Genomic DNA, 24563 nt, shown 5'->3' with positions numbered 1-24563 from the left:
CCCAAATGTCTTCATTTGGGTGTGAAAAGGCAGGGATTCAATCAAAATTAAAAAGTCATCAGGTAAAAAATTAGGAATCGATAATTTTGACTACCTTTTCGATAGAACGTCTGCCATTAGGCAAGGTAATAATTAACTGATTCGTATTCAAATTTAGAGTATAAGTGTACCGACCGTTTTTGGCGACATAAACATTCCTCTTTGGAGAAGAAACAGGGAGAAGAATGCTACCTTTGCCATTCTTCGCACGACCCACGTAGAAGGTGCCTTTGCGAGTGTAACAAATCCCTACATAATGATTGGTTGTTTCGACAGAGAAACCTTCTGCGATGTCGTTGATGCAATCGTTAGAAGCAGCTACTTGGATTGGGCGATCGCTTACACCGGAAGCACTTTTTGTAAGTTCTGCTGCTTGTACTGTTGGTGCTAAGAATAATAATGCTCCCGCGCTTGCTAAAGCGAGTTTCAATGCTTGTTTGCCATTCAATCCAAGTTTCACAGATGCCATTTCATTTTCTTCCTTTGACAGAGCGTAATCAAGTGACTAATTGTTTTGTTTAAGGATTAGCTGAAAAAATGAATTTTTGTACTAGAACTAAAAGCTGAACACCCACTATTATGCCTGAAACAAAACTAACAACTAAATAGTGAGAGTTGCTGCTATAGTATTACTCCAAACTATTAATTAACTTTTCAATAGAACGTCTGCCATTTGGGAGCTTAATAACGAGCTGACTCTTACTCATGTCCACCGTGTAAGTGTACGGACCGTTTTTAGCCGTAAATACATTACGGTTGTAAGAAGTAAGAGGAACAGTTATACCACCACGCCCATTCTTGGCATAACCGACATAAGTGTGGGGATTATCTCCGCCGCAAATATACACTAAGTAGTTTTTCGTTTCAGCAGCAACGAAAGTACTTTCATCCCTATGACAACCCACCTCTGTTTGAGCTAGTTCCATAGAGTGGGAAGTCGATAAAGTTTGAGATGCAGGTTGCTGAGAAGTGAAAGCAACCTTCTCGGCACTTTTTTCAGTTAGTTGTACAGCACCTACTGAAGGTGCTAAGAATAATAATGCTCCTGTGCCCGCTAAAGCTAATTTCAAAGCCTGTTTGCAATTGAATTCAGGTTTAGTAAATACCATGATTTGACCTTCTTTGTAAGATAATAACCGTAAGATTACGGTTGTTTTTTTGGGAACTATCTGTTTGTCGATAGTTTCATCTTCAGAAGGGCGCAAGGCATTTCCAGAAATCCTAGAAATCTTTTGCGAGTAAACTAGGCAGGAAGTAGTAAAACTTTATTTTTAGCCTTCGTATTCGCTATCGATTTCAATGTCAAGGGTTTCTTCATCAAATCGGATGTAGAGAATATTTGGGCGACAGCAAACTTGGCAATCTTCAATATACGACTGCTGACCCCCAGCACTCAGGTCAACAAATGTAACATTTGGTTCGCCGCAATAGGCACAAAAATACTCAGATGTTGATTGCATTTAATTTATTCCTCTAATCATCGTTATTGAGTCCATCGCAACACTCTTTCATTAACGATGGTTTGATTCCCTTGAATAATGCGTAGCTGGCTTTGGGTAAGAATGTGACGGGTATTGCCTTGAACAGCTACAAACTGTTCGCTACTGTTACTGGGAACCGTTGCATTAACAGTGTTTTGGGTTCCATTTTTGGCACCCCCAACATAGACTAAAGTACCTCCCTTAGCCATACAGATATGGGCGAAATAATTTCTAGTTTCAGCAGCACGGTATAAAGATGTATTCGGTGGGCAGCGGGTGTTCAGAAGTTGAGCAAGTTCAATCGAATTGGAAGTTGATAAGGGTTGAACCTGGAGAATTTCTGCTGAGTTTTGCAGGGAAAATTCAAAGCGATCGCTCTCGGCACTCTGTTCTCCAGCGTACACCGAAGAGGTCAGGAATAAAAATGCTCCTACGCCCGCCAAAGCTTGTTTTAACATCTGCTTATCCTTGGTTGCTTGCTCTATTCAATTTATAAAAAAAGATCCCCACCAGTACAGCGTCCGGCGGGGGAAAATCTGATAAATTGAACGATTATTTAATTCCCACTTGCATTCTGTAACTGGCGTTTCCTCTAGTCCCGCCAACAACGATCTTATAGTCCCCGGTTCTAGGCAATGTGCCGCTCCAACTAGTTGCCTCTCGTGCAATAATTCGCCCATTCGGAGCTACGATATCAAAAACAGCGTTCTCTTCAAGGGAGGTAATGCCGATCGTCATTTTCTGGCGTACCTTGGCACCCAGCAGATAAATATCTCTCGTTCCTCGCACGACTGAGTATTCTACAACTGCTGAGCTTTTCCCTTTTGCAAATCGAACCCGCTGGGTGCGACCTTGCGGTTGAGCTGCCAAAACAGTTGGTTCAACTGCCGCAGCACCTGTGGAAGTTACGGTTTTGGCGATCGCTTCTACAGAGGGAATTAAGCACAAAAGCGCTCCTGCACCTACTAGAGCCAGTTTTGAAGCAATACGATTAAATTGAGGTTTTACGAATACCATCTGTTAGCCTGCCTTGGGAGAATAAAACTCTTCTTAGAGTCTCACTGGACTTTCTAACAACTACATCTGTGCGATCGCTGTTTTCATAAAATGCCAGAATCGGCTTATCCGTGTCCTTACGGTCGTAATCACCTCGTAGGCTAGGTTAAGCAGGGTGAAGCCTCCCGAAAATGAGCCTTAGCGTCGGCTAGATGCTTCTGGAGGGTTGCGACTGGTAATGGCCCTTGCAAGTGGTTCCAAGGCAAAACTTGATCTAGCGACCAACTGGCGTGGATGTAGGAATCGAGATCCGGCAGTTGTCCTCGCAGTTCTTTAAAGGCACGGCGGTAGCTGCCTAGAGAGTCGCCGTAGTGTCGTGTCAGTTCTAGAAGATGGGAAAGTCGGCGATCCCCTCTGGATATTAAAGCTTGAATTGCTGACCAGTTATAGCTTTCCGGTCGAAACTCAATCCCTTCGCGGCGCAATTGCTTCTCTAAGCTTTTCAGCCGCTTTTCGGCGTCCCGATTCACTCCAAACCACTGAAACGGTGTATGAGCTTTAGGGACAAAAGTGCTGCATCCGAGTGTCAAGCGTAACCCAGGCGCGGCTTTTTTGAGCGATCGCATCATCGCCACAGTTGCTTCTAAATCTTCGGGTTCCTCCCCCGGAACTCCCACCATTCCATAGAGTTTGAGGTTGCTTAATCCACCTGCTTTGGCATTGATTGCAGCTTGGATGATTTCTTCATTCGTCAGCTTTTTATTGATAATCTGCCGCAATCGTTCCGAACCGCTTTCAACGGCAATGGTGAGCGATCGCGTGTCTCGTTTTGCTAAAGTTTGAGCTAGCTGTACCGTCACCGTATTCGTCCGCACCGAAGCAATGCTGAGGCGGACATCGTCGTACTTTGGCTGACTCAAATAATCTAGAAGGGTTTCAAACTCTGGGTGTTGCGTAACAGACGCCCCCAATAATCCCAGCCGATTCGTCACCGCCAATCCCCGATCGATGGCTGGAATTAGCGAACTTTCCAAACTCGCTGTCCGAAACGGCAATGTTAGATAACTCGCCAAACAGAAGCGGCACATTTCCGGGCAACTCCGTACCACTTCCACCATATAAATATTTTCCCACGCCGCCTTCTCTGTCACCACAGTGGAAGCGGAAAGCGTATTTCCCCGATAGGTTTGCTTTTCAATGACGGCGGGAATCTCCGCATCTACGGGCAAAATTGACTGGATCGAGCCATCCGGCGAGTGATATTCAACTTGATACAAACTAGGAATATAGATTCCTGGTACTTGCGCCAAACGCCTTAGTTGAGCTTGTCGGGTAGCGTTTCTAACTTCTTTATACGTATCAATAAAATTGCCGAGTAGATTTTCACCATCTCCCAGCAAAATAACATCAAAAAAGTCAGCAAAAGGTTCTGGATTGGCAGTTAATACGGGTCCTCCCCCAAATACGAGGGGATGATTGTCATCACGAGCAGATGCTCGATTCGGAATCTCTAGCAATTCCAGTAGATTGAGGATATTGACATAATCTAATTCCCAAGAAAGGGAAAATCCGACTAATTCGGGCGATCGCAGCAGCGGCTCATGAGTATCTGTAAATAGGCGGCTGACTTCAAGATCGGAGCGCATTGCCAAAGACGCCCACACCACTTGATAGCCTAGGCTAGTGATGCCAACGCTGTACTCATTCGGGAAGGCAAATATAGTTCGGATGGCGTCGGTGTCAGGCGTCGCGGGTGTAAATAAAAGACGTTCTGCGGCAAAAACTCCAGACATCACAGGCAAGTAAAACCTTAAAAGATTATCCTATTCATATTTAATTTTAAGCGATAAAATTATTAGATTAAAAATTAAGGTTAACAAGTTGGCAGCAATAACCGGAAAAGATTGAATGTAAAAACCGTACACCAACCACAAAAACACTCCCGAACAGAAAATAATCAACATTTCTAGAGAAACATCTTTGGCTGATTTTGTTTGCCATACTTTAAACAATTGAGGCAAAAAAGCTACAGTGGTCAAAGTTGCCGCCAAAAATCCCAAACCCGTCACAAAATCCATGCTACTGCCAATTGATTTGCAAAAAAGATTATAGATAAGATTTAACTATAGCAGTCCTATATGATTCGTGAATGCGAGAACCCCGACTTCTTAAAGAAGTCGGGGTTCTGAAGTGATTTGTAATCTCTCTTCTTTCTCTTTCTTCGCGTCCTATAGCGCTAACGCGCATCCGCGCCGCTTCGCGAACGCTAAGGCGTCTAAGCGCTAACGCGCAGGCTCCGCCAATGCGGTTCGTTAATAGAGATTGTGTTCAATGAATCTCAAATCCGGAATTGACTAGAAAACAATAAGCCTGCGGACGCAGGCTTATTCTGTATAGACGCAGACTAAAGTCTGATAGAAGCAGTGCATCCATCTAAAATACAACTTGGCATCCCTGCATTGAGGGAACAACCGCACAGATGACTGCATTCGCGATAAAACCCAGACCTAAAGAAAAACCACTAACCAAGAGGATTGTTAAAGCTAATAATCCAAAAGGGCTACTTTCTAAAGGTTTTAATGACGGGAAAAATTCACTGAATACATGAAACCCATCCAGAGGAGGAATAGGCAGCATATTAAAGAGAAACAAGCTCAAATTGATAGACGCACCCAGGTAGAGAAATTCAGAACTCAGAATTCTTGTTGAGAACAAGCTGAAATCCAATTTGAGAATCAAAAGAAACAGAATGCCCAAGCCTAGATTTAACAAAGGACCAGCGATAGAAACCAAAATATTGCTAATTTTCTTATGGCGAAACCGTGCGGGATTGATAGGCATTTGTCCCCACGCCATACCAGCAATGCAAAGAAAAATAATTGACTCCCATCCCATGTGAATCACTGGATTCAAGGTCATGTGTCCGCTTTTTTTGGGGGTGTCATCACCTTGGCTTAAAGCAGCTATACCATGAGCGAGTTCGTGTAGCGTCACTGAAGCCACAACCAGGATGATAATTCTTAGAAAGAGTATAGGATCGGTCAGAATTGTTTCAATTAACATCGCTTGACCTCGATAAGGCGGTAATACAGCAACCCAAAACGAAATAAAATCAACAATCAATTGACTGACAGAACTTACTGCACCCAGTAGTTTTGATCGCAATCTTCATAACTTATGTATTTATCTGCTTGGTGGCTGAAGATTACGCACAAACGTTAAGCAAATTGTCCATGATGGATTGGCATCAGAAGGGCGATCGCTTATACTAATTCCAGCGGGTGCATCTGTCTTAGGAAGGATATTTTGAGCTACAAACTGAAGTTACTGTTTTCCAGATAAGTTCCCAAAAAGCGATCCCCCTGAGAAATGTTCTTGGCAAACATTTTTCAGGGGGGGATCGCCGACTTCAGCGCTAACCCGCTCCTCTCAAAGCTAGATTTTTATCAAATACCACGTCCGCTCCTCTAATAAGCTCAGCCAGAGAGCAAGAAGCTGATAATTAGGAGTTTGGTAGAAAATGCCTTGAGATTTGCCCCATTTCTTGAAGTTACTTAAGCTATCAACCAACAAGGTCTGGAACAAAGCTTGGAACTGGATGACTTTAGGTGTATTCTTTGACGGAATAAAAAAATAACAATTTGACAAAAAGCGAATAAGTTCACATTGTGTAGGCACAGATCCCGGATTCAAGCCATAAAATAGGCAACAATAAGCAGGGAATTTTGCGCCAGAAGTTTTTGGTGATTGAGGAGTTGACGTGACCAAGTTCATCTCAAGACTGAAGGATTTATCAGGCAAGTTCAATGCGGGGGTGTCAAATGAACCAGTCGAGACTCCTGTAGGTAATAAAGAAGAACCAGTCGATACTCCGATTGATGGCAAGGAACAAGACGAAGGACACGCAGACGCATCACGACATCGTCGGGAATTGAAGCGAAATCTCTTGCGGCTGAAGCGCTTCTCCACTCAGGAGCTTCCTAAAATTGTCAAGAAGCCATTCACTGGAGAAAACCCACTCCATCATCAGCGTCGATTTTGGATTGGTTTAGGTGTGGGAGGAGGAGCGATCGCGCTTTTGACTGCTGCGTGGTCGCTGGAGAGTAGCTTACCCGATACCAGCGATGCCTTAACCTTGATGCGACCAGAGACTTTGACGATCAAAGCCTCAAACAACAAAATACTTCAACAAATCGGCCCAGCGACTCGCGAAACCCTCAAAATTGACAAAATTCCCAACCAGCTAATTCAAGCTTTCATTGCGATAGAAGACAGACGCTTTTACAAACACCAGGGAGTTGATTACCAGGGAGTTTTAAGGGCAGCCTTTTCTAACTTGATAGCAAGAGATGTTGTAGAAGGCGGTAGCACCATCACCCAACAGCTGGCGAGGATGGTTTTTCTCGATCAGGAGCGTAGCGTCTGGCGCAAGCTGAAGGAAGTCCGAACCGCTCAAAAAATCGAAAATGAAAACACCAAAGATCAAATTCTAGAACGTTACTTAAATTTGGTCTATTTGGGAGAAGGTGCTTATGGCGTGGCAGATGCGGCTTGGGTTTACTTTTCTAAGCCAGTGTACGAACTAACCTTATCGGAAATGGCGACACTTGCTGCCATCCCACCAGCACCCAATCAATATTCGCCCATTAAAAATCCGCAAGTAATTAAAGAGCGCCGCAATCTGGTATTACAACAGATGCAGCAGGCAGGGTTCATTACAGCCGCCGAAGCCGAGAAAGCGATCGCTGACACCCTGATAACAAAACCCAGCCGTCCTAAGCGGCTCGAAAGGTTTGCCCCTTATTTCACCGAATACATCCAACAAGAACTGCCCAAGCACGTCTCGCCAGCAGCGATTAAGGCTGGAGGATTAACAGTAGAAACCACCCTGAAGCCAGAATGGCAGGAAGCGGCGGAAAAGGCCGTTATCGAAACCGTTGAAAACCGCGGTCGCGGTCAAAACTTCGAGCAAGCCGCCCTTGTGGCGCTCGATCCGCGTACCGGCGAGATTCGGGCAATGGTCGGGGGAAAAGATTTTTATAAGCAACAGTTTAATCGCGTTACTCAGGCACAGCGCCAGCCCGGTTCGACATTTAAAGCGTTTGTATACACGACAGCAATGGCTGCCGGTTTCACGCCCTATCGCGGCTACCTGGACGCTCCCTACAAAGTAGACGGCTATACCCCCAAAAACTACAGCGAAGAGTACCGGGGCTGGATCTCCATGCGTGATGCCCTGATTGGCTCAATCAATACTGTTGCTGTCAAAGTTTTGGTCGATGTGGGATGGGATACGGTGATCGATGTTGCCCACAAAATGGGCATTGAATCAGAACTGAAGCCGACCTATTCCACCGCCCTCGGTGCTTCTGAAGTGAATCTGCTGGAACTCACCAGTGCGTATGGCACCTTTGCGACAAAAGGGATGCATACCAAAAATTACGGCATTCGTCGCGTTCTTGACCGACGCGGGAACGTTATCTACGAAGCGAAGTTTAAGCCCGACCGTGTCCTCCAAGAAGATACGTCTGCGATTATGACCTGGTTGCTGCGGGGTGTCGTGAATGAGGGGACGGGTCGCGCCGCCTCTCTAAACGATCGACCCGTTGCTGGGAAAACGGGCACCTCGGACGAGGCGCGTGACCTGTGGTTTATTGGCTACATCCCCCAAATAGTTGCAGGTGTCTGGCTGGGCAACGATGACAACAAACCGACTTGGGGCGCGAGTAGTACAGCCGCTTACACCTGGAATAAATTCATGGTGGAAGTAGTAAAAGATATCCCGGTCGAGAAGTTTCCAGATCGACCCACCGATCTGGAAGGACGTAAAGCCCAGCTCACGATCAAGCCTATCAAGCCTAAAAGCATCTTCTCTGGAAGCATCATCTCCAAAAACAGTGACGACGATGACACACCCCGGCGTAGCCGATCTCGTCGGGCTACGGATAGCGATGATAGCTCTAGCGAAGAAACTCCCCGGCGTAGACGCTACCGTACTAGCAGCGTCCAAAGCTCCGAGAGCGCGCCTCGGCGGAGACGGCGTCGCAGCCAAGAAGTCCAGCCTCAAGAAGAATCTAGACCTCGCTACCGTCGTTCTCGCCGCCAAGTAAGTACCAATTCTCAAAGCCAAGAGAGTTCAAGCAATAGCAGCCGTCGCTACCGCCGTTCTCGTCGCCAAGCAAGCACAAGCTCTCAGGAGTCGGCACCCGTTCGGCGTTCTGTTCGCAGAAGGGCATCATCAGATTCTACTTCTAGCACTGCACAGCCAAGGAGAAGACGAACTTACAATTCTGCGCCAACCGCTCCACGGGCACCGAGGAGAACAGCGGATGCCGCCCCACCTCCTGCTCCGCCAGCAGCGCGGAAGGAATAATTAGGCACGGTCAGAATCCACTTCCTAACTCTCAGGCGCGATCGCGAAAACAATGGGGATCAAACTCAGGGGTGATAGACGATCCCCTGAGTTTTGGTACGATAACCAAAAATCGATAAGAGGGTTACAAAGAATGCATTTATTGATGGAAGTTGCTACGAATACGCCCCATTTTCCAGTCTCTGCTACTGCTGTGTACGCGGTAGGTTTTATTGCCGCTGTAAGTATCGGTTCCGTTGCGTGGTATAACTCTAAGCGCCCTGTGGGTTGGGAAGATAAAGAGCGCCCGGATATTGTGCCTGAAGTTAAGAAAGAGGCAAATCCCGGTGTAGGCAAGCCTAGCGCGTAACTCTCTAACAGGAAAATTTTTAGAAAACCTATAAAGATTGTAGAGACATTGCGTTCAACGTCTTTACCGCTTATACAAACGTAGGGCAGGGGTATACCCTGCCCTACAGCGTTATTTTTGGAGACAACGAGATAAAACACCTTGGCTCGAAAAAAGGCTAGCGCAGCGGCTCGAAAAAAGGCTAGCGCAGTGCTAGAGCCGAGCGCAGGGTGACATTTAAATCGGTGTTGGGGTTAACGACAACAACATCAACTCGTTTTTTGCCTAACAGCAGTCCGCCTAAGGCACCCAAACCAGCACCTCCCAAAATTTCTTCAGTTGCGATCGCTCTGTCTCCAGTTAGAGCGCCAAGCGCCGCAGCCGCAGCTCCACCAACGGCGGCACCCTTCAAAATGGAACTGGTATTCGTTCCGCGACTAACTTGTTCGGTGCGAGTAATTACTCTGGAAGAGGCGTTGATATACTGCCTTTTCCCGTTGTTGAAAACTAATTCTCTGGCAACAAACTGGGAACCGCCTCTCGTCGCAGGTTGCAGTTGACCAACCACCTGAGTCCCTGCCGGAATTAAGATCGTTCCGCGAGTATTTCGGACGTTGGATGCCACCGTCAGCGTTAGGGGCATTGTTTCCTGGGGAGACACAACGATTTTATTCGCCTTGTTATAGCGCAAGGGGAGGGTTGTGCCTGAAGGAATGCTGACTTGGGAGACGGGTGGCGGCGGAAATTCGTAATATTGAGCAGCAGCAGGCGCAGGCACGACGAAGGGGGCAGCTGCACCGGCGGTGATTGTCAATGCCATGAGTGCAGCGGTTCCTGATTTCCAGCGATTGAAGCGAGACATAGGGAACACTCTCAGCAATTATACGGATAAGGGTCAAGACGCTGCGCGGCTGAAATTTGTTTCTTGACAATTGAACTGATTTAGTGCATTGCGAAGGAAAAATGGAGAGTGATGGGGAAAGAACCTCTCCCCAACCCTCCCCGATTCGGGGAGGGAGCTGGAGCGTTCTTATACCATTTCACTTTAGGTCTGTAACAGACGGATTCTGATGTGTAGCATCACTAAGGGAAATTAGGAATTCCCTGTTTAGCGTAGAGCGACGGTAACTGGCAGCTGAGAAGCCAGCGTGATAGTCCTCAAATCAAGGCTGGGATTCACGGAGATGACATCAACCGATTTGCGTCCCCAAAATAGCCCAGCTAAAGCGCCCAAGCCTGAGCCACCCAAGACTTCTTCAGTAGCGATCGCTTTGTCGCCAACCAGTGCTGCGATCGCGGATGCAGCGGCTCCACCCAAGGCGGCACCTTTCAAAATTGTGTTAGTTCTAGAACCTTTTTTGATTTGTTCAGTTCTCGTCACAATTTGAGAAGTGGCATTGATTGTCCGAGTCCCATCCAAAGGGAGAACAATTTGTGTAGCAACAAATCGAGAGCCTTGACCAGCGGGTTCCAATTGACCGAGAATCTTTGTTCCTGCCGGAATCAAAGTTGTCCCGTAACTGCTTTTAACAGTGGATGAAACTGTTAAAGTTAAAGGCACTTTTTCGGTTCGAGATAGCAAGATTTTTTCAGCCGTTCCGTCATATCTAACAGGAATAGAAGCTCCCGAAGAAATTACAGTCTTGGTCTGAGATGGGTTGCTGGCACGAGGGACTGTAGGGACAGGAACATTGATGGGTACAGCGCCAACAGAACCGGCAAATGTGCCCAGAGCCATCAATACCAAAACGCCAGACTTTAGGTTGTTTAAGGAAGTCATAAATAGGGAACTCACGAACTTTGTGTATTTTTACTGATACCTTCTTAGAAGTTCGTGGGTTCAAAAAGTTTCTGCAAAATAAAACTTTTTTTGGTGAGATATTAAACCTTAATTAACTGTATCAATTCCTGAAACAGGTAAAACAATCTATCTTCAATGTGCGATCGCGTTGTTCGGGAAGAATTGCAAAAAATGCGCTCGCGCTACATTAATCCTCTTTTTCGTTTCTCAATCTCTGCTATGGGTAACAACAAGGTATCCTCTATCTCCTGCCGCACCTCACGACTTACATAACAATCGCTATTTAGGCACTCCACTACTAACTTATTGGCATCGTAATACTGCCTAAATAATTCCTCTTGTTTTTTGCTGAACTTCCAATCGTGACCGATATTACGGTACTTAATCATCACAGCTCTTAATTGCTCAGCCCAAGCTTTACCGTTGGCTTTCCACCATTGCTTAGTTAGTGCCCGATCTTTCGATTTAGGTAATTTAGGTAATTGATCTTTCAGTTGTTGCAGCAAGTTCTTTAGTTCTGGTTCGCGGTCGAGGGCATAGTTGAGGGTGTGGTCGAGGGTATTCTTAAGGGCGTGGTCGTGGGCATTCTTAAGGGCGAGGTAGAGGGTAAGGTCGAGGGTAAGGGCGAGGTAGAGGGTAAGGTCGAGGGCGAGGTCGAGGTTGAGGCCGCGGTCGCGGTCGCGGTCGAGGTCGAGGTCGAGGTTGCAGTCGAGGCTGAGGGTGAGGTCGAGGTCGCGGGCGGGGCTGAGGGCGAAGTAAAAAGCGCGGACAGCTGCTGACTTATACTTATATGGAATTTGGACTGACAGAGATTTCTTTCTAACCCACATTAGGAACTGCTGCAACTTCTCATCAGCCGCTACAATCCCATCAACTTGATGTTTCATTAACTGTAGTAAACAATCTGCACTTGGCGACATCCCAACGGCTAGCAAAAAGACTTCGCGCCAGCGTTTCTCAGTGATCTGACTAACCAGATTCTGCAACCTTTCCTCTAATGGCTGGATTCCAAAAACAATTTCTCTAGCAGTGAAATACTCGTGAAATGTCAGATGGGAAAACGAGTAAATTCCTTTAGCGCGTTCCACTAATAGTCCATGTTGATATTCAATCGAACGCAAAACTACCTCACTGTCCAGTTGCAATGCTTCCGGGTCAGCATTGGCATCAGGTAAATTACGGATGTAATCAGTGATGTACTGCTCGGCTACTTTCTGCTTAAAGAAAAAGTCACCTTCCTCAAACGTAGTCAGGGCAATTTTGCTGAGTAAATCTTCCTTACGTTGAATTGATAGCTTTTTGTAAACTTGATCGCGTTGAATCCCGCGCTTGGCATCCCATTTTTTCAGCAGCGCATCCAGCCCTTCTTTGTATAGTTCAGAACGATTCGCTGGAAAATCCCCTGATTCTTCAAAGGCCAAACATAAGAGCGTCAGCAGTAGCGGACTTGCGGCAAGTTCGTTGATTCGCTCATTTTCTTCGAGGCGTTCGATAAAAGTCTCTGCTTTTACAGCTTTATTCTTAAACCAGTTAATGGCAAAGGTAGCAATTTGTTCACTATCAAAATCTGCAACTTCCACCTCTGTGAATTTCTGGAAGGTATATTCCCGCGCTGCGATTCGGCAGGTCATGACAAAGTGATTGTCCCGAAACTGGTCAGATAAATCACGGATCTCTTTTAATACACGCTTATTGTCTTCCTCTCTAACTTCATCTAGCCCATCGAGTAAAATCAATGCTCTGCCGCGTTCGATTACATCTTGTAGAGATGCGATAACCTTTGTCTCTATAACCCCGCAGCCCGCGAATTGCTGATTGATGTATTCCAATAAACTCGGTTTATTAACGGCTTCAGCAAAGTCTTTGAGGGTAACAAAAATCGGCACGCGATCAGCCTGGAACTCACTCTTATTACACTGAATCGCTAGATATTTCAAAAAAGTGGTTTTACCTGCCCCTGGCTTACCCAAGATCATCAGCTTGGGATGTTTCTTGACCGCATCTAGCCCTGGCACTCGTTCTTCAGTGATTCTGCCCAGTCCAAAGCGATCAACATCCTCAAAGTTGCACTCTTGCAATAATTCAGTAATCTCTTTGCGCCTGCGCCCGGTAATTTTCTCCAGAATGTTGACGTTGGTGTAGATATCATTCAACCCAATGGGGTGAGTCATATCTAGCACGCGCATTGTGCCACAGCGTTCCTGAATGATGGGTTTGATCTTTTCGCGTACCTCTTGCACCAGCGCAGTGATATCAATGCTCGTGTCCTGATTCTGCTCCTCTGGTTCAGGTTCAGCGATTTCTTCCCAATCGAGATCCAGCAAACGGCAGATATCAATAAAAGTAGGACGCTCAATCGGTTTACCCGCTAAAAATTTTCCTACAGGCTGGCGAGTCGTTCCTACTTGATCTCCAATCTGTGTTTGCGTCCAGCCTTGGTATTTAACGACCTTCTTTGCTTTCTGAATGCCTTCTGAAGATGCCCGGAGCGATCGCTCTGCCATTGTCTAACCACAAAACGCTGATGTTTCTTTGATAACTCATACAACGCATACAGCGCATACAAGCGATCGCAAACATTTGCTTCAGATGATGAGAGAGACAAGATTGAAACTTGCTTCTTAACGCAATGCTAACTGGCACACTCTGCTTTATCCTCCAAGTCTTGACTGTAATGCTGATTGAAGAGTCTGCTAAGGCAGGCTTCCGGAAGCTTAAAAAAAGTCAGGCTGTCAGACGCCGGATTTCGGTGTTGTGGTTTTGTCTCTACATCAAATGGCGATCGCGCAAATAATCAACCGGGCGAATGGAATTCGCGGCTACACAGACGAAACCCGCCTGCGCGGGTTTGAGTTTTTTAGGATGATGGGTGTGATGCGATCGCGTAACCTAGCCTTGAAAGCGCGAATTGATAAGTCCGCACTTCGCGATCGCATCTCCCCTACATATGAAGAAGGCTTGGAAATTGTTGCAGTTGCTTCTTGGATGATTCGGGAAGAAATAGAACAGAAGGCTAGACGCAAAGCCGAGATAGAGCAATGGATAGCAGTATTTCTAAAACCCGCGCAGGCGGGTTTCGTCTGTATAGCCGCGAATTCCATTCGCCACGAATATTTTGATTTAGCAGAAATTTTTACATCAAATTCCGTCTTAATCGCCAAAAACCTGATTTTTCAACCGCTAAACTAAACAATAGTGCAGATGTACTGCTACTTCTGATAAAAGGTATGGCGCTATAGCCTGAATGATCCCACAGCAACTGGTTCTCAAAAATTTCCTCAGCTACCGCGAGGCTACCTTAGAGTTTAGCGGTCTACATACCGCCTGTATTTGCGGTTCTAATGGTGCGGGTAAATCTTCCCTCTTGGAAGCAATCACTTGGACGATTTGGGGTGAAAGCCGCGCCGCAACAGAAGATGATGTCATCCACGCCGGTGCTAAAGAAGTTCGGGTTGATTTCACCTTCCAATGCGATCGCCAAACCTATCGCATCATTCGCACCCGCATCCGGGGACAAGGTGGATCGCTGGAATTTCAAGTCCAATCATCCGGCGATTTTCGCTCTTTAACCGGGCGCGGAATCCGGGCGACGCAGGAAGCAATCGTGCATCACCTCAAGCTGGATTACGACACTTTTGTGAATTCGGCTTATCTGCGTCAAGGACGGGCGGATGAGTTTATGCTCAAGCGTCCCAGCGAACGGAAAGAAATTCTCGCGGATTTGCTGAAACTGTCTCAATATGAAGAATTGGCAGAACAGGCAAAGGATTTATCCCGCCAATTAAAAGGACAGGCGGAGCAATTGGATCAGAATTTGCAGACGATTAAGCAACAACTGCAACAAAAAGATGCGATCGCTCAACAACAACCAATTCTGGAAACTCAACTGGCAGAATTACAGCAAGCCCAAGCTGTTGACAATGAAAAAGTCCAAAGTCTGCTCGCAATCCAGCATCAGCGGCAAACTTGGGAACAACAACTAAGCTTTGTTCGCCAGCAATATCAAAATCTCACCAAAGATTGCGATCGCTATCGCCAAGAAATTGCCACAACTCAACTGCAACAACAACAATTAGAAGCTTTACTGAATCAAAAAGAACAAATTACGGCGGGGTATGCTCACTACCAAGATTTGCAAGCCCAGGAAGAAACCCTCACCGCTCAGTCACAAGCTTACCAAGATGCTCAACAGCAACGGCAACAACTCCAACGACAGCTTGAGCGGCAAATTAACGAACTTAACCTGCAACTCCGACAAGCTCAAGGACAACTAGAAGCGGTACGGCAATCTAGGGCAGATATTCAGCAAATCCTCAGCCGCACCGAAGAAGTAGAAGCCGGAGTTAAACAACTCCAAGAGGCGCGGGGTTACGTGAGTCATCTCGATCGGTTGCAGTTACAAGTCGCCCCTTTGGTGCAACGTCGCGGACAGGTGCAGATGGAACTCGATCGCTCTCAAGCGCGATTATCTGCCAGATTAGAAGAACTTCGCAAATCCGCTGCCCAGTTGCAAGACAGGCAAAAACGCCTACCTCAATTGCAACAGCAATTACAACAAGTTCAAAGTCAAATACAGCAACTTGACAAAAAGCGCGTCTATCAGGAACGGGTGCAGGAGAAAGAACTGCAACAGCGGAGTTCTCGCGATCGCCTCCAAGCGGCTCAAAAAGAATGCGAAACTAAACTGGCAGAAATCGACCAAAAGCTGCAACTGATCCAGACGCCAAATGCCAGTTGCCCTTTATGCGATCGCCCTCTCGACGAACACCACTGGCAGCTAGTGGTGCAAAAAACCCACGATCAGCAACAGGGAATTCAAGATCAATTCTGGGATGTAGAGGGGCTACTTGCGGTCTGCGAGTACCAACTACAGGGGTTGCGGAAGGAAATTGCCGAAATTGCCCAAGCATTGGCAAACTACGATTCCTTGCGCGAACAACGGGGACAGTTAGCTGCGGAGAGTTCCGCTATGGCTGAAATCCAGACGCGCCTGCAACAAATTGAGGTAGAAAAGCAACAAATTGAGCGATCGCTTTCCTCCGGTAACTATGCACCCGATCGACAAGAAGAACTGCGCCACCTTGAGCAACAGTTGCAACAACTTAACTACAATGAGCAAGACCATGCCCTCGCCAGAGGTGAGGTAGAGCGCTGGCGCTGGGCAGAAATTAAGCAAGCAGAAGTTAAACAAGCACAGCGGCGTCAAGCTCAAATAGACGCTCAGATGCCAGAATTGGTGGCGAAAATTGCGAATCTGCAATCGCAAATGCAGCAACTGCAAGTAAATTCGGAATTATCGCGGCAGATTGAAGCACTCGATCGAGAAATGGCGGAAATTGGTTACGAGCGATCGCAGCACGACGCGCTTAGAACCGCTTTACGCAAGTCTCAGGCGTGGCAAGTCCGTTATCAGGAACTCGCTTCCGCGCAACAGCAATATCCTTCTTTATTAAAGCGATCGCAAGATTTGGAGCAATCGTTGCAAATGCGATCGCAAGATTTGCAACAGATGACGACTCAGATAGACACCATCGTTCGCCAGTTGCAACAAACACCCGATACGAAAGCCGAAATTACAACGATTGAACAGCAGATACAGCGGCGGCGTCTGCAACTCGACGAGAAGCAACGCCAGTTAGGAAGCTTGCAACAACAACAACATTATCTAGAAACGCTTCAAACTCAGCATGACGCACTCACTGCTCAGCACGCCAAGGTGCGACAGCAATATCGCGTTTACCAGGAATTGGGGCAAGCTTTTGGCAAAAATGGCATCCAGACTCTGATGATTGAAAATATTCTGCCTCAATTGGAAGCAGAAACGAATACTCTCCTCTCTCGGCTTAGTGGAAACCAGTTACACGTACAGTTTGTTACTCAGAAAGCAGGGCGGAGTGGACGCTCTGCAAAAAAAGCTAGCAAAATGATTGACACTTTAGATATTTTAATTGCCGATGCTCGCGGCACCCGCCCTTATGAAACTTATTCTGGCGGGGAAGCGTTTCGGATTAACTTTGCGATTCGTCTAGCTTTAGCGAAATTGTTGGCGCAGCGTGCGGGAACAGCATTGCAAATGCTGATTATCGATGAGGGATTTGGCACCCAAGATGCGGAAGGATGCGATCGCTTGATTGCCGCAATTAATGCGATCGCGCCTGACTTCGCCTGCATCCTCACTGTCACCCATATGCCGCAATTCAAAGAAGCCTTCCAGACTCGGATTGAAGTGTATAAAACCCCCAGCGGTTCTCACTTGAGCTTGGTGCTGTAGGAACTTAGCCCCCTAATCGCGTTCCCTATGGTGTAGAAGTTGGCAGAACTCTCCCCAAACCCCTCTCCGAAGCGGAGCGGGGCTTTGAAGATGGCTCAAGGGTTAGGTAAGTTGCAACCCGAACCCTAATGTTCGGACTTCTCACCCTAGTTCACCCACTCAGGCGATACCCATCGCTACGGGGAGCGCTACGATCAAAGTAAGAGGAAAGAAAAACCCAACAGCATCTTCCTCCAGGCTGAATTTTCAGCCATTCTTCTCACTCCTAAGGGAGGACTTAATGATTCGATTTCTGGTTAGCGTGCTTGTGTTCGCGATCGACACGCTTTATCGCGATCGCCCTTATCAGCGCTTCTACGTGCTAGAAACAGTGGCTCGCGTCCCCTATTTTTCCTTCCTATCAGTTTTACACCTTTACGAAACCCTCGGTTGGTGGCGAAAAGCTGACTGGCTCAAGGTTCACTTCGCTGAATCTTGGAATGAAATGCACCACCTGCTGATTATGGAATCCCTAGGGGGAAACCAACATTGGAGCGATCGCTTCCTTGCCCAAACCACAGCCCTCTTCTACTATTGGGTCGTTGTAGCTCTTTACATCGTTTCGCCCCGCACCGCCTACAACTTCATGGAAATGGTGGAAGAACACGCCCATCATACCTACGACGCCTTCTTGCGCGAGCATGAAGCCGAATTGAAAACCAAACCCGCGCCCCAAGTTGCGATCAACTACTACCGGGACGGCGATCTCTACCTATTTGATGAATTTCAAACCGGCGTAGTCCCCGAATCTCGCCGCCCTGCGGTTGATAACCTCTATGACGTTTTCGTCAACATCCGGGATGACGAAGGCGAACACGTCAAAACCATGATGGCGTGTCAAAAAGCGGATGCTCAGAAAACCTTTAAGAGTCCCCACTCTCTCCCTTATTCGGAACAGCAGGTTGTACTGCCTCTAGTGACAGACGCTGAGCTTGAGCGCGAGTTAGCTGATTCTCCCTTTTAAGTAGTAGTTAATTGGCTATTCTCTTGCTTGCTAGCCGGTGCTAGAGCATTAGTAGCGGAATTTTAAAGAACCCCGCCCCAAACCTTCCCGTTGGGGTGGAGTTCTTTAATTTGCATTTTTTAAAAGGCTGAAGATGCTCTCGATTTTTTGAGCTAACACGCACACAGTTGAGCATTATTCCCCAAAACACCAGGCAAAAAAGATCAAGATCCCTACCATCATCAACCAGTGGGGGATTGATACTAAATTCAAAATGCTCAAAGGAAATAACACTAAAACTTCCGAGAAGAACCAGCTGGTGACAAACAGCAGCATCATCAAGATAACGAGGGGCACACAACCTCCTACAAAATAGGGCAACAAAATACTGCAACAAAAAATTGGTGATTCATGTGGCAGACATACATCTGGCACCTATACTGCCAATAGAGAGAACCGTTTTGATTACAACTATAAGTAGGCTTATCTATATTCCGTACTCATCTACGGAGAGAAAATAAATACCGTAGTTGAGAAGAGGTACTTGCCATGCAATTTAGGCGTTTTGGAATTCTAGCTTTACTGACCGTTTTCAGCGCTACAGCCGTTTTAGCAAAAGAAGCAAATTTTGACCGTTTGATTGTTGATGGAAGTGGCAAGGCATCTGTGACTGGTTATACCAGCGGAGCATTCTCCCTGTCAGCGATCGCGAATCGCGATCGCCAGAACAACCCCTGTATTGGTTATGGGGGCGACGAAACTCCCGACCATATCATGGTGGTGAAGAAAGGTTTCCCCAATCTGACAGTAAAAGTAAATACTGGAGGCAAGGACAGCACTCTAGTCATCAAGGGGCCTGATGGTACCATTCGCTGTGGCGATGACACGGGTTCCAACAAAGATGCGAGTATCACAGACTCAGACTGGAAATCAGGCAACTATAGTATTTGGGTAGGTTCCATCAAAGAGCGGCAAAGATGGGATTATACGCTTTCTGTGCAACCAGAATAGAACCCCAGATTTTTTAGATGATTTAGAGTCTAAGTCTTGACCTGTCATCATTCTCACACCGCCATCCAAAATTTAAAACTTCGGTGCGGTTCCCCTACCTTAGAAACTCACTCGGAACGATATGATAGTGAGTGGTCTGTAGTGCCAAAATGGATATCCACTCGTGCTATCTACGCTTCTAGCTGACTTTCGCATCATCTTCGAGCGCGATCCAGCAGCCCGTAACTGGCTGGAGGTTTTATTTTGCTATCCCGGTTTGCAAGCGCTGCTATTTCATCGCCTTGCACACTGGCTAAGACTACTGGGAATCCCCTTCATCCCCCGGTTGATTTCCCACTTAGCTCGCTTTTTTACCGGCATTGAAATCCACCCTGGTGCCGTAATCGGGCGGGGCGTTTTTATTGACCACGGCATGGGTGTGGTAATTGGTGAAACTGCCATTGTGGGAGATTATGCTCTGATCTATCAGGGCGTTACGCTAGGCGGTACTGGGAAAGAAAGTGGCAAGCGTCACCCTACCTTGGGGGAAAATGTCGTAGTCGGTGCTGGTGCCAAAGTTCTCGGCAATCTTCAAATCGGCAATAATGTCCGCATTGGTGCTGGCTCGGTTGTATTGCGCGATGTTCCTTCGGATTGTACGGTAGTAGGCGTTCCGGGTCGGATTCTTTATCGTTCCGGCGTCCGCGTGAATCCCTTAGAACATGGAAGCCTTCCCGATTCTGAGGCTGCGGTAATTCGGGCTTTGGTTGACCGTCTGGAAGCACTAGAACAACAGGTACAAGAGTTACAACAACCGGCTCATGCCTCAATGCCTGTTCCCTTAGGAGCCGGACATCATGTATCGGATATCCCAGCCGCCGCACCCAGTTGTCGTGTGCAAGATGGATTGATCCGCCAATTCTTAGATGGTTCTGGGATTTGAGTAATTAAAAATTAGAAATTAAAAATGGAATTTCTCAATTTTTAATTTTGCGTTTTTAATTCTTACGGATTTACGGCTTGAATAGACCAAGCTTGAGAACTTTCGAGGCGATAAAGACTTCGGTTTTGGGGATCGCCTCGCAACTCCAAATGATCGACCTGTACGGGTTCTAGTAGTAGGAGACAAAAACTCTCTAGCGGCTTTTGGGGGTCGGGTGGCGGCGGAGAAAAAGTGCTGACATCGGCTCTCCTTTCTCTGGGATGGGGCCAACCAAATTGCAGGCGAGCGGCGTCGGAAAGGTCTTGCCAAGACACCTGACGCGCTTGCTGGAGCAGAGAATCAGGATAATTGGCTCCTACCAGCGTCAGCGTCCCAGCGAGGCGAAATTGTTCGCGAGTGGTGGTAAAGTACCAGCAAGCTTCTGCCCAAGGGTGATGCTCGATTTGATCGGCTTTCTGGCTGCGAGAATCGGTGACAAATTTTAATTGGTTGGTATTGTCTAAAAATCCCCGAAAGACGAGCGTGCGGTTAGCAGGACGCCCATCAGCCTGGATGGTGGCTAGCTGTAAGTAGCGAGAATGGGGTTCGCTACGGTTACGGTGTAGGGCACCCGAAAGAAGCGATCGCCAGGGAGCAAGCATCATCGTCAAGAGTTCATGCCCATTACCAATTACCCATTTTCCAAAATATCAGTTTAGTATCTTGAGTTGTTTAATTGCTGTTTCCTAGCGCTCCTTTAAAGGATTTGGGAAAATTAACGCGATCGCAATCTGGTAACTTTGCGACTTGCTGCCCTCCGAATTTGATGAGCCAAATGACTGCGACAGGGAGTATTTGTAATTGGGAAGATCCTGTCTGTTGCGCTCGTGAAATAAGTTTGCTGTTGAACGTTTGCACCGCCTCTCAAAAAGGCAATTGAAAGCAAGACAGTAATCTCAAACGATGGGAAAGGGCGGCTGACAATCGCCCTTAATTTTTGCCTTTTGACGCTCTTGTAACTATTACAACTGTGACCAATTGAGCCGCTCAATGGGATATTTTACTGTACCAATTTTATCTAGAAAGCCACACGGATAGCGCAATTTCCTCGATTTTTCAAGCTTTGACCCCATATCTGCGATCGCGTATAGTAAGTGATCTGTGAATTTTCCCAAAACCAATCAGACTTGACCTATGGTTCGAGAGCTTGAGCGAGTAATCCAGACGAGCCGGTTTCCTGAAACGGCACCGGCTGCGAATCCTGTATTTTTTAGGACGTACAGCCGTCGCACCCAATCGGGGCGCGAGACTTGGGATGAAGTGTGCGATCGCACGATTAGGGCGTTGACGAAGCTTGGCAAGCTCACCCCTAAAGAAGCTGACACGATCGATCGCATGCAGCGCCAGATGAAAGCTCTTGCCTCTGGACGTTGGCTCTGGGTGGGCGGCAGCGAGTGGATTGAAAGACCCGAAAACTTCTCAGGAGCCTACAACTGCACCAGCACCAATGTAGTAGACTGGCGTGCCTTCGGTCTGATGATGGATTTGGCAATGATGGGGTGTGGCACTGGAGCCGTTCTCGAACCAAAATACATTAATCAACTGCCACGAATTCGCAATCGCCTTGTGGTGACGGTACAAGGTGAGATTGGCTCTACTCCTGCGTTGCAGCGCCGCGAACTGACAGAAGTGAAAGTAGAGGGCGAAAAAGTCAAAATTTACGTCGGAGACAGTCGCCAAGGCTGGGTTAAGTCTTATCAAACTTTGCTGGAATTATCGAGCGATGAGCGCTTCACAGCAGAAGTACAGGTATCCATCGACCTCACCGATGTCCGAGCAGCTGGAGAACCCCTCAAAGGCTTTGGTGGCGTTGCCAATCCGGTGAAGTTGTCAGGTCTTTACGAACGTTGCGCGTCAATTTTAAATAAAGCTCTAGGAAGGCGTCTGAATTCGGTTGAGTGCTGTTTATTAATAGATGAAGCCGCCGTTGTCGTGGTTGCTGGCAACGTCAGGCGCTCAGCTGGAATGAGGCAAGGTTCTAGCGATGATGAAAAATTTGCCGACGCGAAAGGCAATCTTTGGCAGCAAGATGAAAACGGCAACTGGCGCATCGATCCAGAACGGGATGCGCTTCGCATGGCAAATCACACTAGAGTTTTTCACCACAAACCCACTCTAGAAGAATGCCTTGCCTCTGTTCGTCAGCAGCATTATTCCGGGGAAGGCGCAATTCAATGGGCAGGAGAAGCAGTAGCAAGAGCCAACTGCGATCTATTAGAAACCCCTGAGCTGAAAACTGATTTTCTGCAAGCTTATAGTCAAGGTAGCGCTGAACAGTGGTTAGGAGAACACTACCCCCACCTATCTCCTGATGAGATAGAGCATCGATTAGCTCGTGTTGGTTTGAATCCTTGCGGTAGCTTAGATTTTGCCGCCTAACCTGGGAACAGGTTAGATAGTCAGAGGGTGAATTGCTGGAAGCCTAAACACCCAAAAAGGTGCAAGGTAATCAGCAGCCAAGCTCCAGATGTAAGGCAGGTAGCCCCAGAGCTGGAGAAGGTTCAGAGACTAGACCTGCGGGAAACCAATAATGGTCAGATAGCGCCCTCCACCTAGACCAGGTGAAGATATAGTCCGAGACCACTAGAAATAGTGGATAACAAAACTGGAAATCATCGGCTCAAACTTCCACTGCAACCTTTCGGAGGTTCATCTCAATCAAATTGACCCACATAACTATAAAGAACAAGAGGAAGCTTTCACGGCTGGAGCATTATCAGTCGCCTCGCTGCTCAATCACGAATTTGTCGAAGAACGCTATCGAAAGTCACGAGAACTCGATCCAATTGTGGGAGTTTCTTTCACAGGATTATTTGATTTCTTTGTGAATGCCTTTGGTGTAGATTGGTTGCGCTGGTGGGAAGCAGGGAGACCGGAAACAGAGGCAGGACTAAGCTTTAAGAAACAGGAGCAGGAATATCTGACGCGCTGGCGGGAAACGGTGCATCAAGTGGTATGGGATTATTGCGATCGCCACGGCATCAAACGCCCCAACCGCTGCACCACGGTTCAGCCTTCCGGGACAAAATCCTTGCTGACAGGCGCTTCACCGGGCTGGCATCCGCCAAAAGCTCAACGTTTTCTGCGCCGGATCACCTTCAGAAAGAATGACCCAGTTGCTCTGGCGTGTATTGACTACGGGTACAACGTGATTCCGTCTCAGTCTGATAAAGATGAAAACGGCAATCTCCTGAACGATCCCTTCGATCCCAGATGCTCGGAATGGCTGGTAGAAATCCCCGTTGCTGTCGCTTGGGCGGATTTACCGGGAGCCGATCAAATCGAGATTGGCAAGTTTAACGCGATCGCGCAAATGGATTTTTATATGCAAGTTCAAAAATTCTTTGTGCGTCACAACACCTCCGCGACCATCGAGTTGCGCGAGAGCGAGATCGAAGCGTTAGGCACTCGGATTTACGAAGCAATCCGAGACGATCAGGGTTACATCTCAGCAGCGCTTCTAGCTCGCTTCGACGATCATCAGACGTTTCCGCGCTTGCCGTTTGAGCCAATCGCCAAAGAGCAGTATGAGCAGATAGTCCAGGAAGTCGAAAAGCGACGCCAGACCGAAAATTTTCATGCTGCTTTAAGTCGTTACGATTCAGGCTATTTAATGGAAGTCGGTCCCGCTGGGTGCGACTCGGATAAGTGCTTATTCTCCGACCAAAAGTCTGGATAGAGGCGTAAACCTTGTTTTTGGGAAGATGCGATCGCATCTTCCCATACCAATACCCGCAATCGGACACGCTACGATCGACGGATAGACATCAGTTACTATCAGGCAGCAACAGGAGACTCTCAATGTTTCTCGATGAACTAACCCCGCTCTTTAAAGAATTCACTCAGCACCCAGGCGCTTTCTTAGGCGGATTGGTTTCTGGTTTACTCCGCATCAACCTGAATGATGACCCCGTGAAAACCTGGCTTGACGGACAGGCAGGTGTAGCTCCTTCCCCTACAGCTTCTTCCAACGGCAGTGGTAACGGCAAAGGTAGTGGCCCACAGTCAATTTCTATTGACTAACTTGGCATCGAAAGCTGAAGGAGGCTAAAGATAAAGACGGCTGGAAAGTTGGCAGCGGCTCAGTCGATTTTTCTGAGAAATTTAGCCTCCCTAATCTTTGAAATTCTCCCTTGGGCAATGTCTTCTGAGCCACTGCTAAAAGTCAGGGAATTTTAATAATTAGAGAACCGCTCAGCGTGTACCCTAGGGCGTGTCATCAATTCAACCAGATGACCGTAGCAGCGAGGTGAATCGCACCGAGAAAGTTAACCGCACGCTTGTCGTAGCGCGTTGCAATCGCTCGATACTGCTTGAGTT

Annotated in this window: 22 protein-coding genes and 3 pseudogenes; 11 read left to right on the top strand and 14 right to left on the bottom strand. The window is 47.3% G+C overall.

The features are described 5' to 3' along the window. Positions 1-70 precede the first annotated feature (70 nt). The 8 genes from NDI34_RS20470 to NDI34_RS20435 all read right to left on the bottom strand — a co-directional run bounded on the left by NDI34_RS20470 (position 71) and on the right by NDI34_RS20435 (position 5681). Complete coding sequence (locus NDI34_RS20470) at positions 71-508, bottom strand: hypothetical protein (protein WP_348233664.1); 438 nt, start codon at positions 506-508, stop codon at positions 71-73. 160 nt (positions 509-668) lie between these two features. After that, a complete protein-coding gene (locus tag NDI34_RS20465; RefSeq protein ID WP_190526084.1) occupies positions 669-1244 on the bottom strand; it encodes a hypothetical protein in 576 nt (191 codons plus the stop codon). Positions 1245-1310: 66 nt separating this feature from the next. Then, positions 1311-1499: a CPXCG motif-containing cysteine-rich protein gene (locus NDI34_RS20460; RefSeq protein WP_190410373.1), complete on the bottom strand. Its 189-nt coding sequence runs from the start codon at positions 1497-1499 to the stop codon at positions 1311-1313. Between the two features lie 23 nt (positions 1500-1522). Further along, entirely contained in the window at positions 1523-1978 is a 456-nt protein-coding gene (locus NDI34_RS20455) for a hypothetical protein (protein ID WP_190526086.1), read from the bottom strand. 94 nt (positions 1979-2072) lie between these two features. Next, positions 2073-2537, bottom strand: a complete 465-nt coding sequence (locus NDI34_RS20450) for a hypothetical protein (RefSeq protein ID WP_348233663.1) — start codon at positions 2535-2537, stop codon at positions 2073-2075. Between the two features lie 140 nt (positions 2538-2677). Then, positions 2678-4312 (bottom strand): radical SAM protein, encoded by a 1635-nt coding sequence (locus NDI34_RS20445; protein WP_348233662.1) that lies wholly within the window; start codon positions 4310-4312, stop codon positions 2678-2680. A 27-nt stretch (positions 4313-4339) separates the two neighbouring features. After that, positions 4340-4594, bottom strand: a complete 255-nt coding sequence (locus tag NDI34_RS20440; RefSeq protein WP_190410369.1) for a SemiSWEET transporter — start codon at positions 4592-4594, stop codon at positions 4340-4342. 355 nt (positions 4595-4949) lie between these two features. Further along, positions 4950-5681, bottom strand: a complete 732-nt coding sequence (locus tag NDI34_RS20435; protein ID WP_199304697.1) for a site-2 protease family protein — start codon at positions 5679-5681, stop codon at positions 4950-4952. Positions 5682-6276: 595 nt separating this feature from the next. Between NDI34_RS20435 and NDI34_RS20430 the strand changes: the two genes are divergently transcribed. Together NDI34_RS20430 and NDI34_RS20425 are read left to right on the top strand one after the other, a co-directional pair. Beyond that, on the top strand, positions 6277-8889 hold the full coding sequence (locus tag NDI34_RS20430; protein WP_348233661.1) for a penicillin-binding protein 1A: 2613 nt from the start codon (positions 6277-6279) through the stop codon (positions 8887-8889). A 133-nt stretch (positions 8890-9022) separates the two neighbouring features. Then, positions 9023-9238: a hypothetical protein gene (locus NDI34_RS20425; RefSeq protein ID WP_190410367.1), complete on the top strand. Its 216-nt coding sequence runs from the start codon at positions 9023-9025 to the stop codon at positions 9236-9238. Positions 9239-9419: 181 nt separating this feature from the next. Here NDI34_RS20425 and NDI34_RS20420 read toward each other — a convergent pair whose 3' ends face one another. The 3 genes from NDI34_RS20420 to NDI34_RS20410 all read right to left on the bottom strand — a co-directional run bounded on the left by NDI34_RS20420 (position 9420) and on the right by NDI34_RS20410 (position 13522). Further along, a complete protein-coding gene (locus NDI34_RS20420; protein WP_348233660.1) occupies positions 9420-10079 on the bottom strand; it encodes a hypothetical protein in 660 nt (219 codons plus the stop codon). Between the two features lie 246 nt (positions 10080-10325). Next, entirely contained in the window at positions 10326-10997 is a 672-nt protein-coding gene (locus NDI34_RS20415; RefSeq protein WP_190821244.1) for a hypothetical protein, read from the bottom strand. Positions 10998-11200: 203 nt separating this feature from the next. Continuing rightward, positions 11201-13522, bottom strand: coding sequence for an NACHT domain-containing NTPase (locus tag NDI34_RS20410; protein ID WP_348233659.1), 2322 nt, complete (start codon positions 13520-13522; stop codon positions 11201-11203). A gap of 125 nt (positions 13523-13647) precedes the next feature. Between NDI34_RS20410 and NDI34_RS20405 the strand changes: the two genes are divergently transcribed. The 4 genes from NDI34_RS20405 to NDI34_RS20390 all read left to right on the top strand — a co-directional run bounded on the left by NDI34_RS20405 (position 13648) and on the right by NDI34_RS20390 (position 18292). Further along, on the top strand, positions 13648-13812 hold the full coding sequence (locus NDI34_RS20405) for a hypothetical protein (RefSeq protein WP_190821240.1): 165 nt from the start codon (positions 13648-13650) through the stop codon (positions 13810-13812). Beyond that, positions 13779-14207 (top strand): hypothetical protein, encoded by a 429-nt coding sequence (locus NDI34_RS20400; RefSeq protein ID WP_348233658.1) that lies wholly within the window; start codon positions 13779-13781, stop codon positions 14205-14207. The genes NDI34_RS20405 and NDI34_RS20400 overlap by 34 nt, the downstream gene beginning before the upstream one ends. A 55-nt stretch (positions 14208-14262) precedes the next feature. Beyond that, positions 14263-17289 carry an exonuclease subunit SbcC gene (sbcC, locus tag NDI34_RS20395; RefSeq protein ID WP_348233657.1) on the top strand — a complete coding sequence of 1009 codons (3027 nt, stop codon included), beginning with the start codon at positions 14263-14265 and terminating at the stop codon, positions 17287-17289. Between the two features lie 280 nt (positions 17290-17569). Then, on the top strand, positions 17570-18292 hold the full coding sequence (locus NDI34_RS20390) for an alternative oxidase (protein WP_348233656.1): 723 nt from the start codon (positions 17570-17572) through the stop codon (positions 18290-18292). Positions 18293-18466: 174 nt separating this feature from the next. On the opposite strand, the gene NDI34_RS20385 is transcribed toward NDI34_RS20390, so the two are convergent. Next, the gene (locus NDI34_RS20385) at positions 18467-18628 is read right to left on the bottom strand and encodes a hypothetical protein (protein WP_190429304.1); all 162 of its coding nucleotides are present in this window, start codon (positions 18626-18628) and stop codon (positions 18467-18469) included. A 192-nt stretch (positions 18629-18820) separates the two neighbouring features. Here NDI34_RS20385 and NDI34_RS20380 point away from each other — a divergent pair, with 192 nt between their 5' ends. Together NDI34_RS20380 and cysE are read left to right on the top strand one after the other, a co-directional pair. Beyond that, positions 18821-19282, top strand: a complete 462-nt coding sequence (locus NDI34_RS20380) for a hypothetical protein (protein WP_190410359.1) — start codon at positions 18821-18823, stop codon at positions 19280-19282. Between the two features lie 163 nt (positions 19283-19445). Beyond that, positions 19446-20204, top strand: a complete 759-nt coding sequence (gene cysE / locus NDI34_RS20375) for a serine O-acetyltransferase (protein ID WP_348233655.1) — start codon at positions 19446-19448, stop codon at positions 20202-20204. A gap of 62 nt (positions 20205-20266) precedes the next feature. On the opposite strand, the gene NDI34_RS20370 is transcribed toward cysE, so the two are convergent. Continuing rightward, the gene (locus tag NDI34_RS20370; RefSeq protein ID WP_190429301.1) at positions 20267-20848 is read right to left on the bottom strand and encodes an Npun_F5749 family FMN-dependent PPOX-type flavoprotein; all 582 of its coding nucleotides are present in this window, start codon (positions 20846-20848) and stop codon (positions 20267-20269) included. Positions 20849-21377: 529 nt separating this feature from the next. Here NDI34_RS20370 and nrdJ (NDI34_RS20365) point away from each other — a divergent pair. From nrdJ (NDI34_RS20365) to NDI34_RS20355, 3 genes and pseudogenes are all read left to right on the top strand, one after another. After that, positions 21378-22607: pseudogene (gene nrdJ / locus NDI34_RS20365) on the top strand (ribonucleoside-triphosphate reductase, adenosylcobalamin-dependent); the annotation flags it as partial. A 244-nt stretch (positions 22608-22851) separates the two neighbouring features. Continuing rightward, positions 22852-23922, top strand: a pseudogene (nrdJ, locus tag NDI34_RS20360) (ribonucleoside-triphosphate reductase, adenosylcobalamin-dependent); the annotation flags it as partial. 122 nt (positions 23923-24044) lie between these two features. Further along, positions 24045-24266 carry a hypothetical protein gene (locus NDI34_RS20355; protein WP_190410355.1) on the top strand — a complete coding sequence of 74 codons (222 nt, stop codon included), beginning with the start codon at positions 24045-24047 and terminating at the stop codon, positions 24264-24266. Between the two features lie 196 nt (positions 24267-24462). On the opposite strand, the pseudogene NDI34_RS20350 reads toward NDI34_RS20355, so the two are convergent. After that, positions 24463-24563: pseudogene (locus tag NDI34_RS20350) on the bottom strand (IS5/IS1182 family transposase); the annotation flags it as partial.

This window comes from Trichocoleus sp. DQ-U1 (assembly GCF_039961925.1).
Lineage (GTDB): Bacteria > Cyanobacteriota > Cyanobacteriia > Cyanobacteriales > FACHB-T130 > FACHB-T130.
The sequence above is the reverse complement of the archived record's forward strand: the minus strand, read 5'-3'. Positions and strand labels throughout refer to the sequence as shown.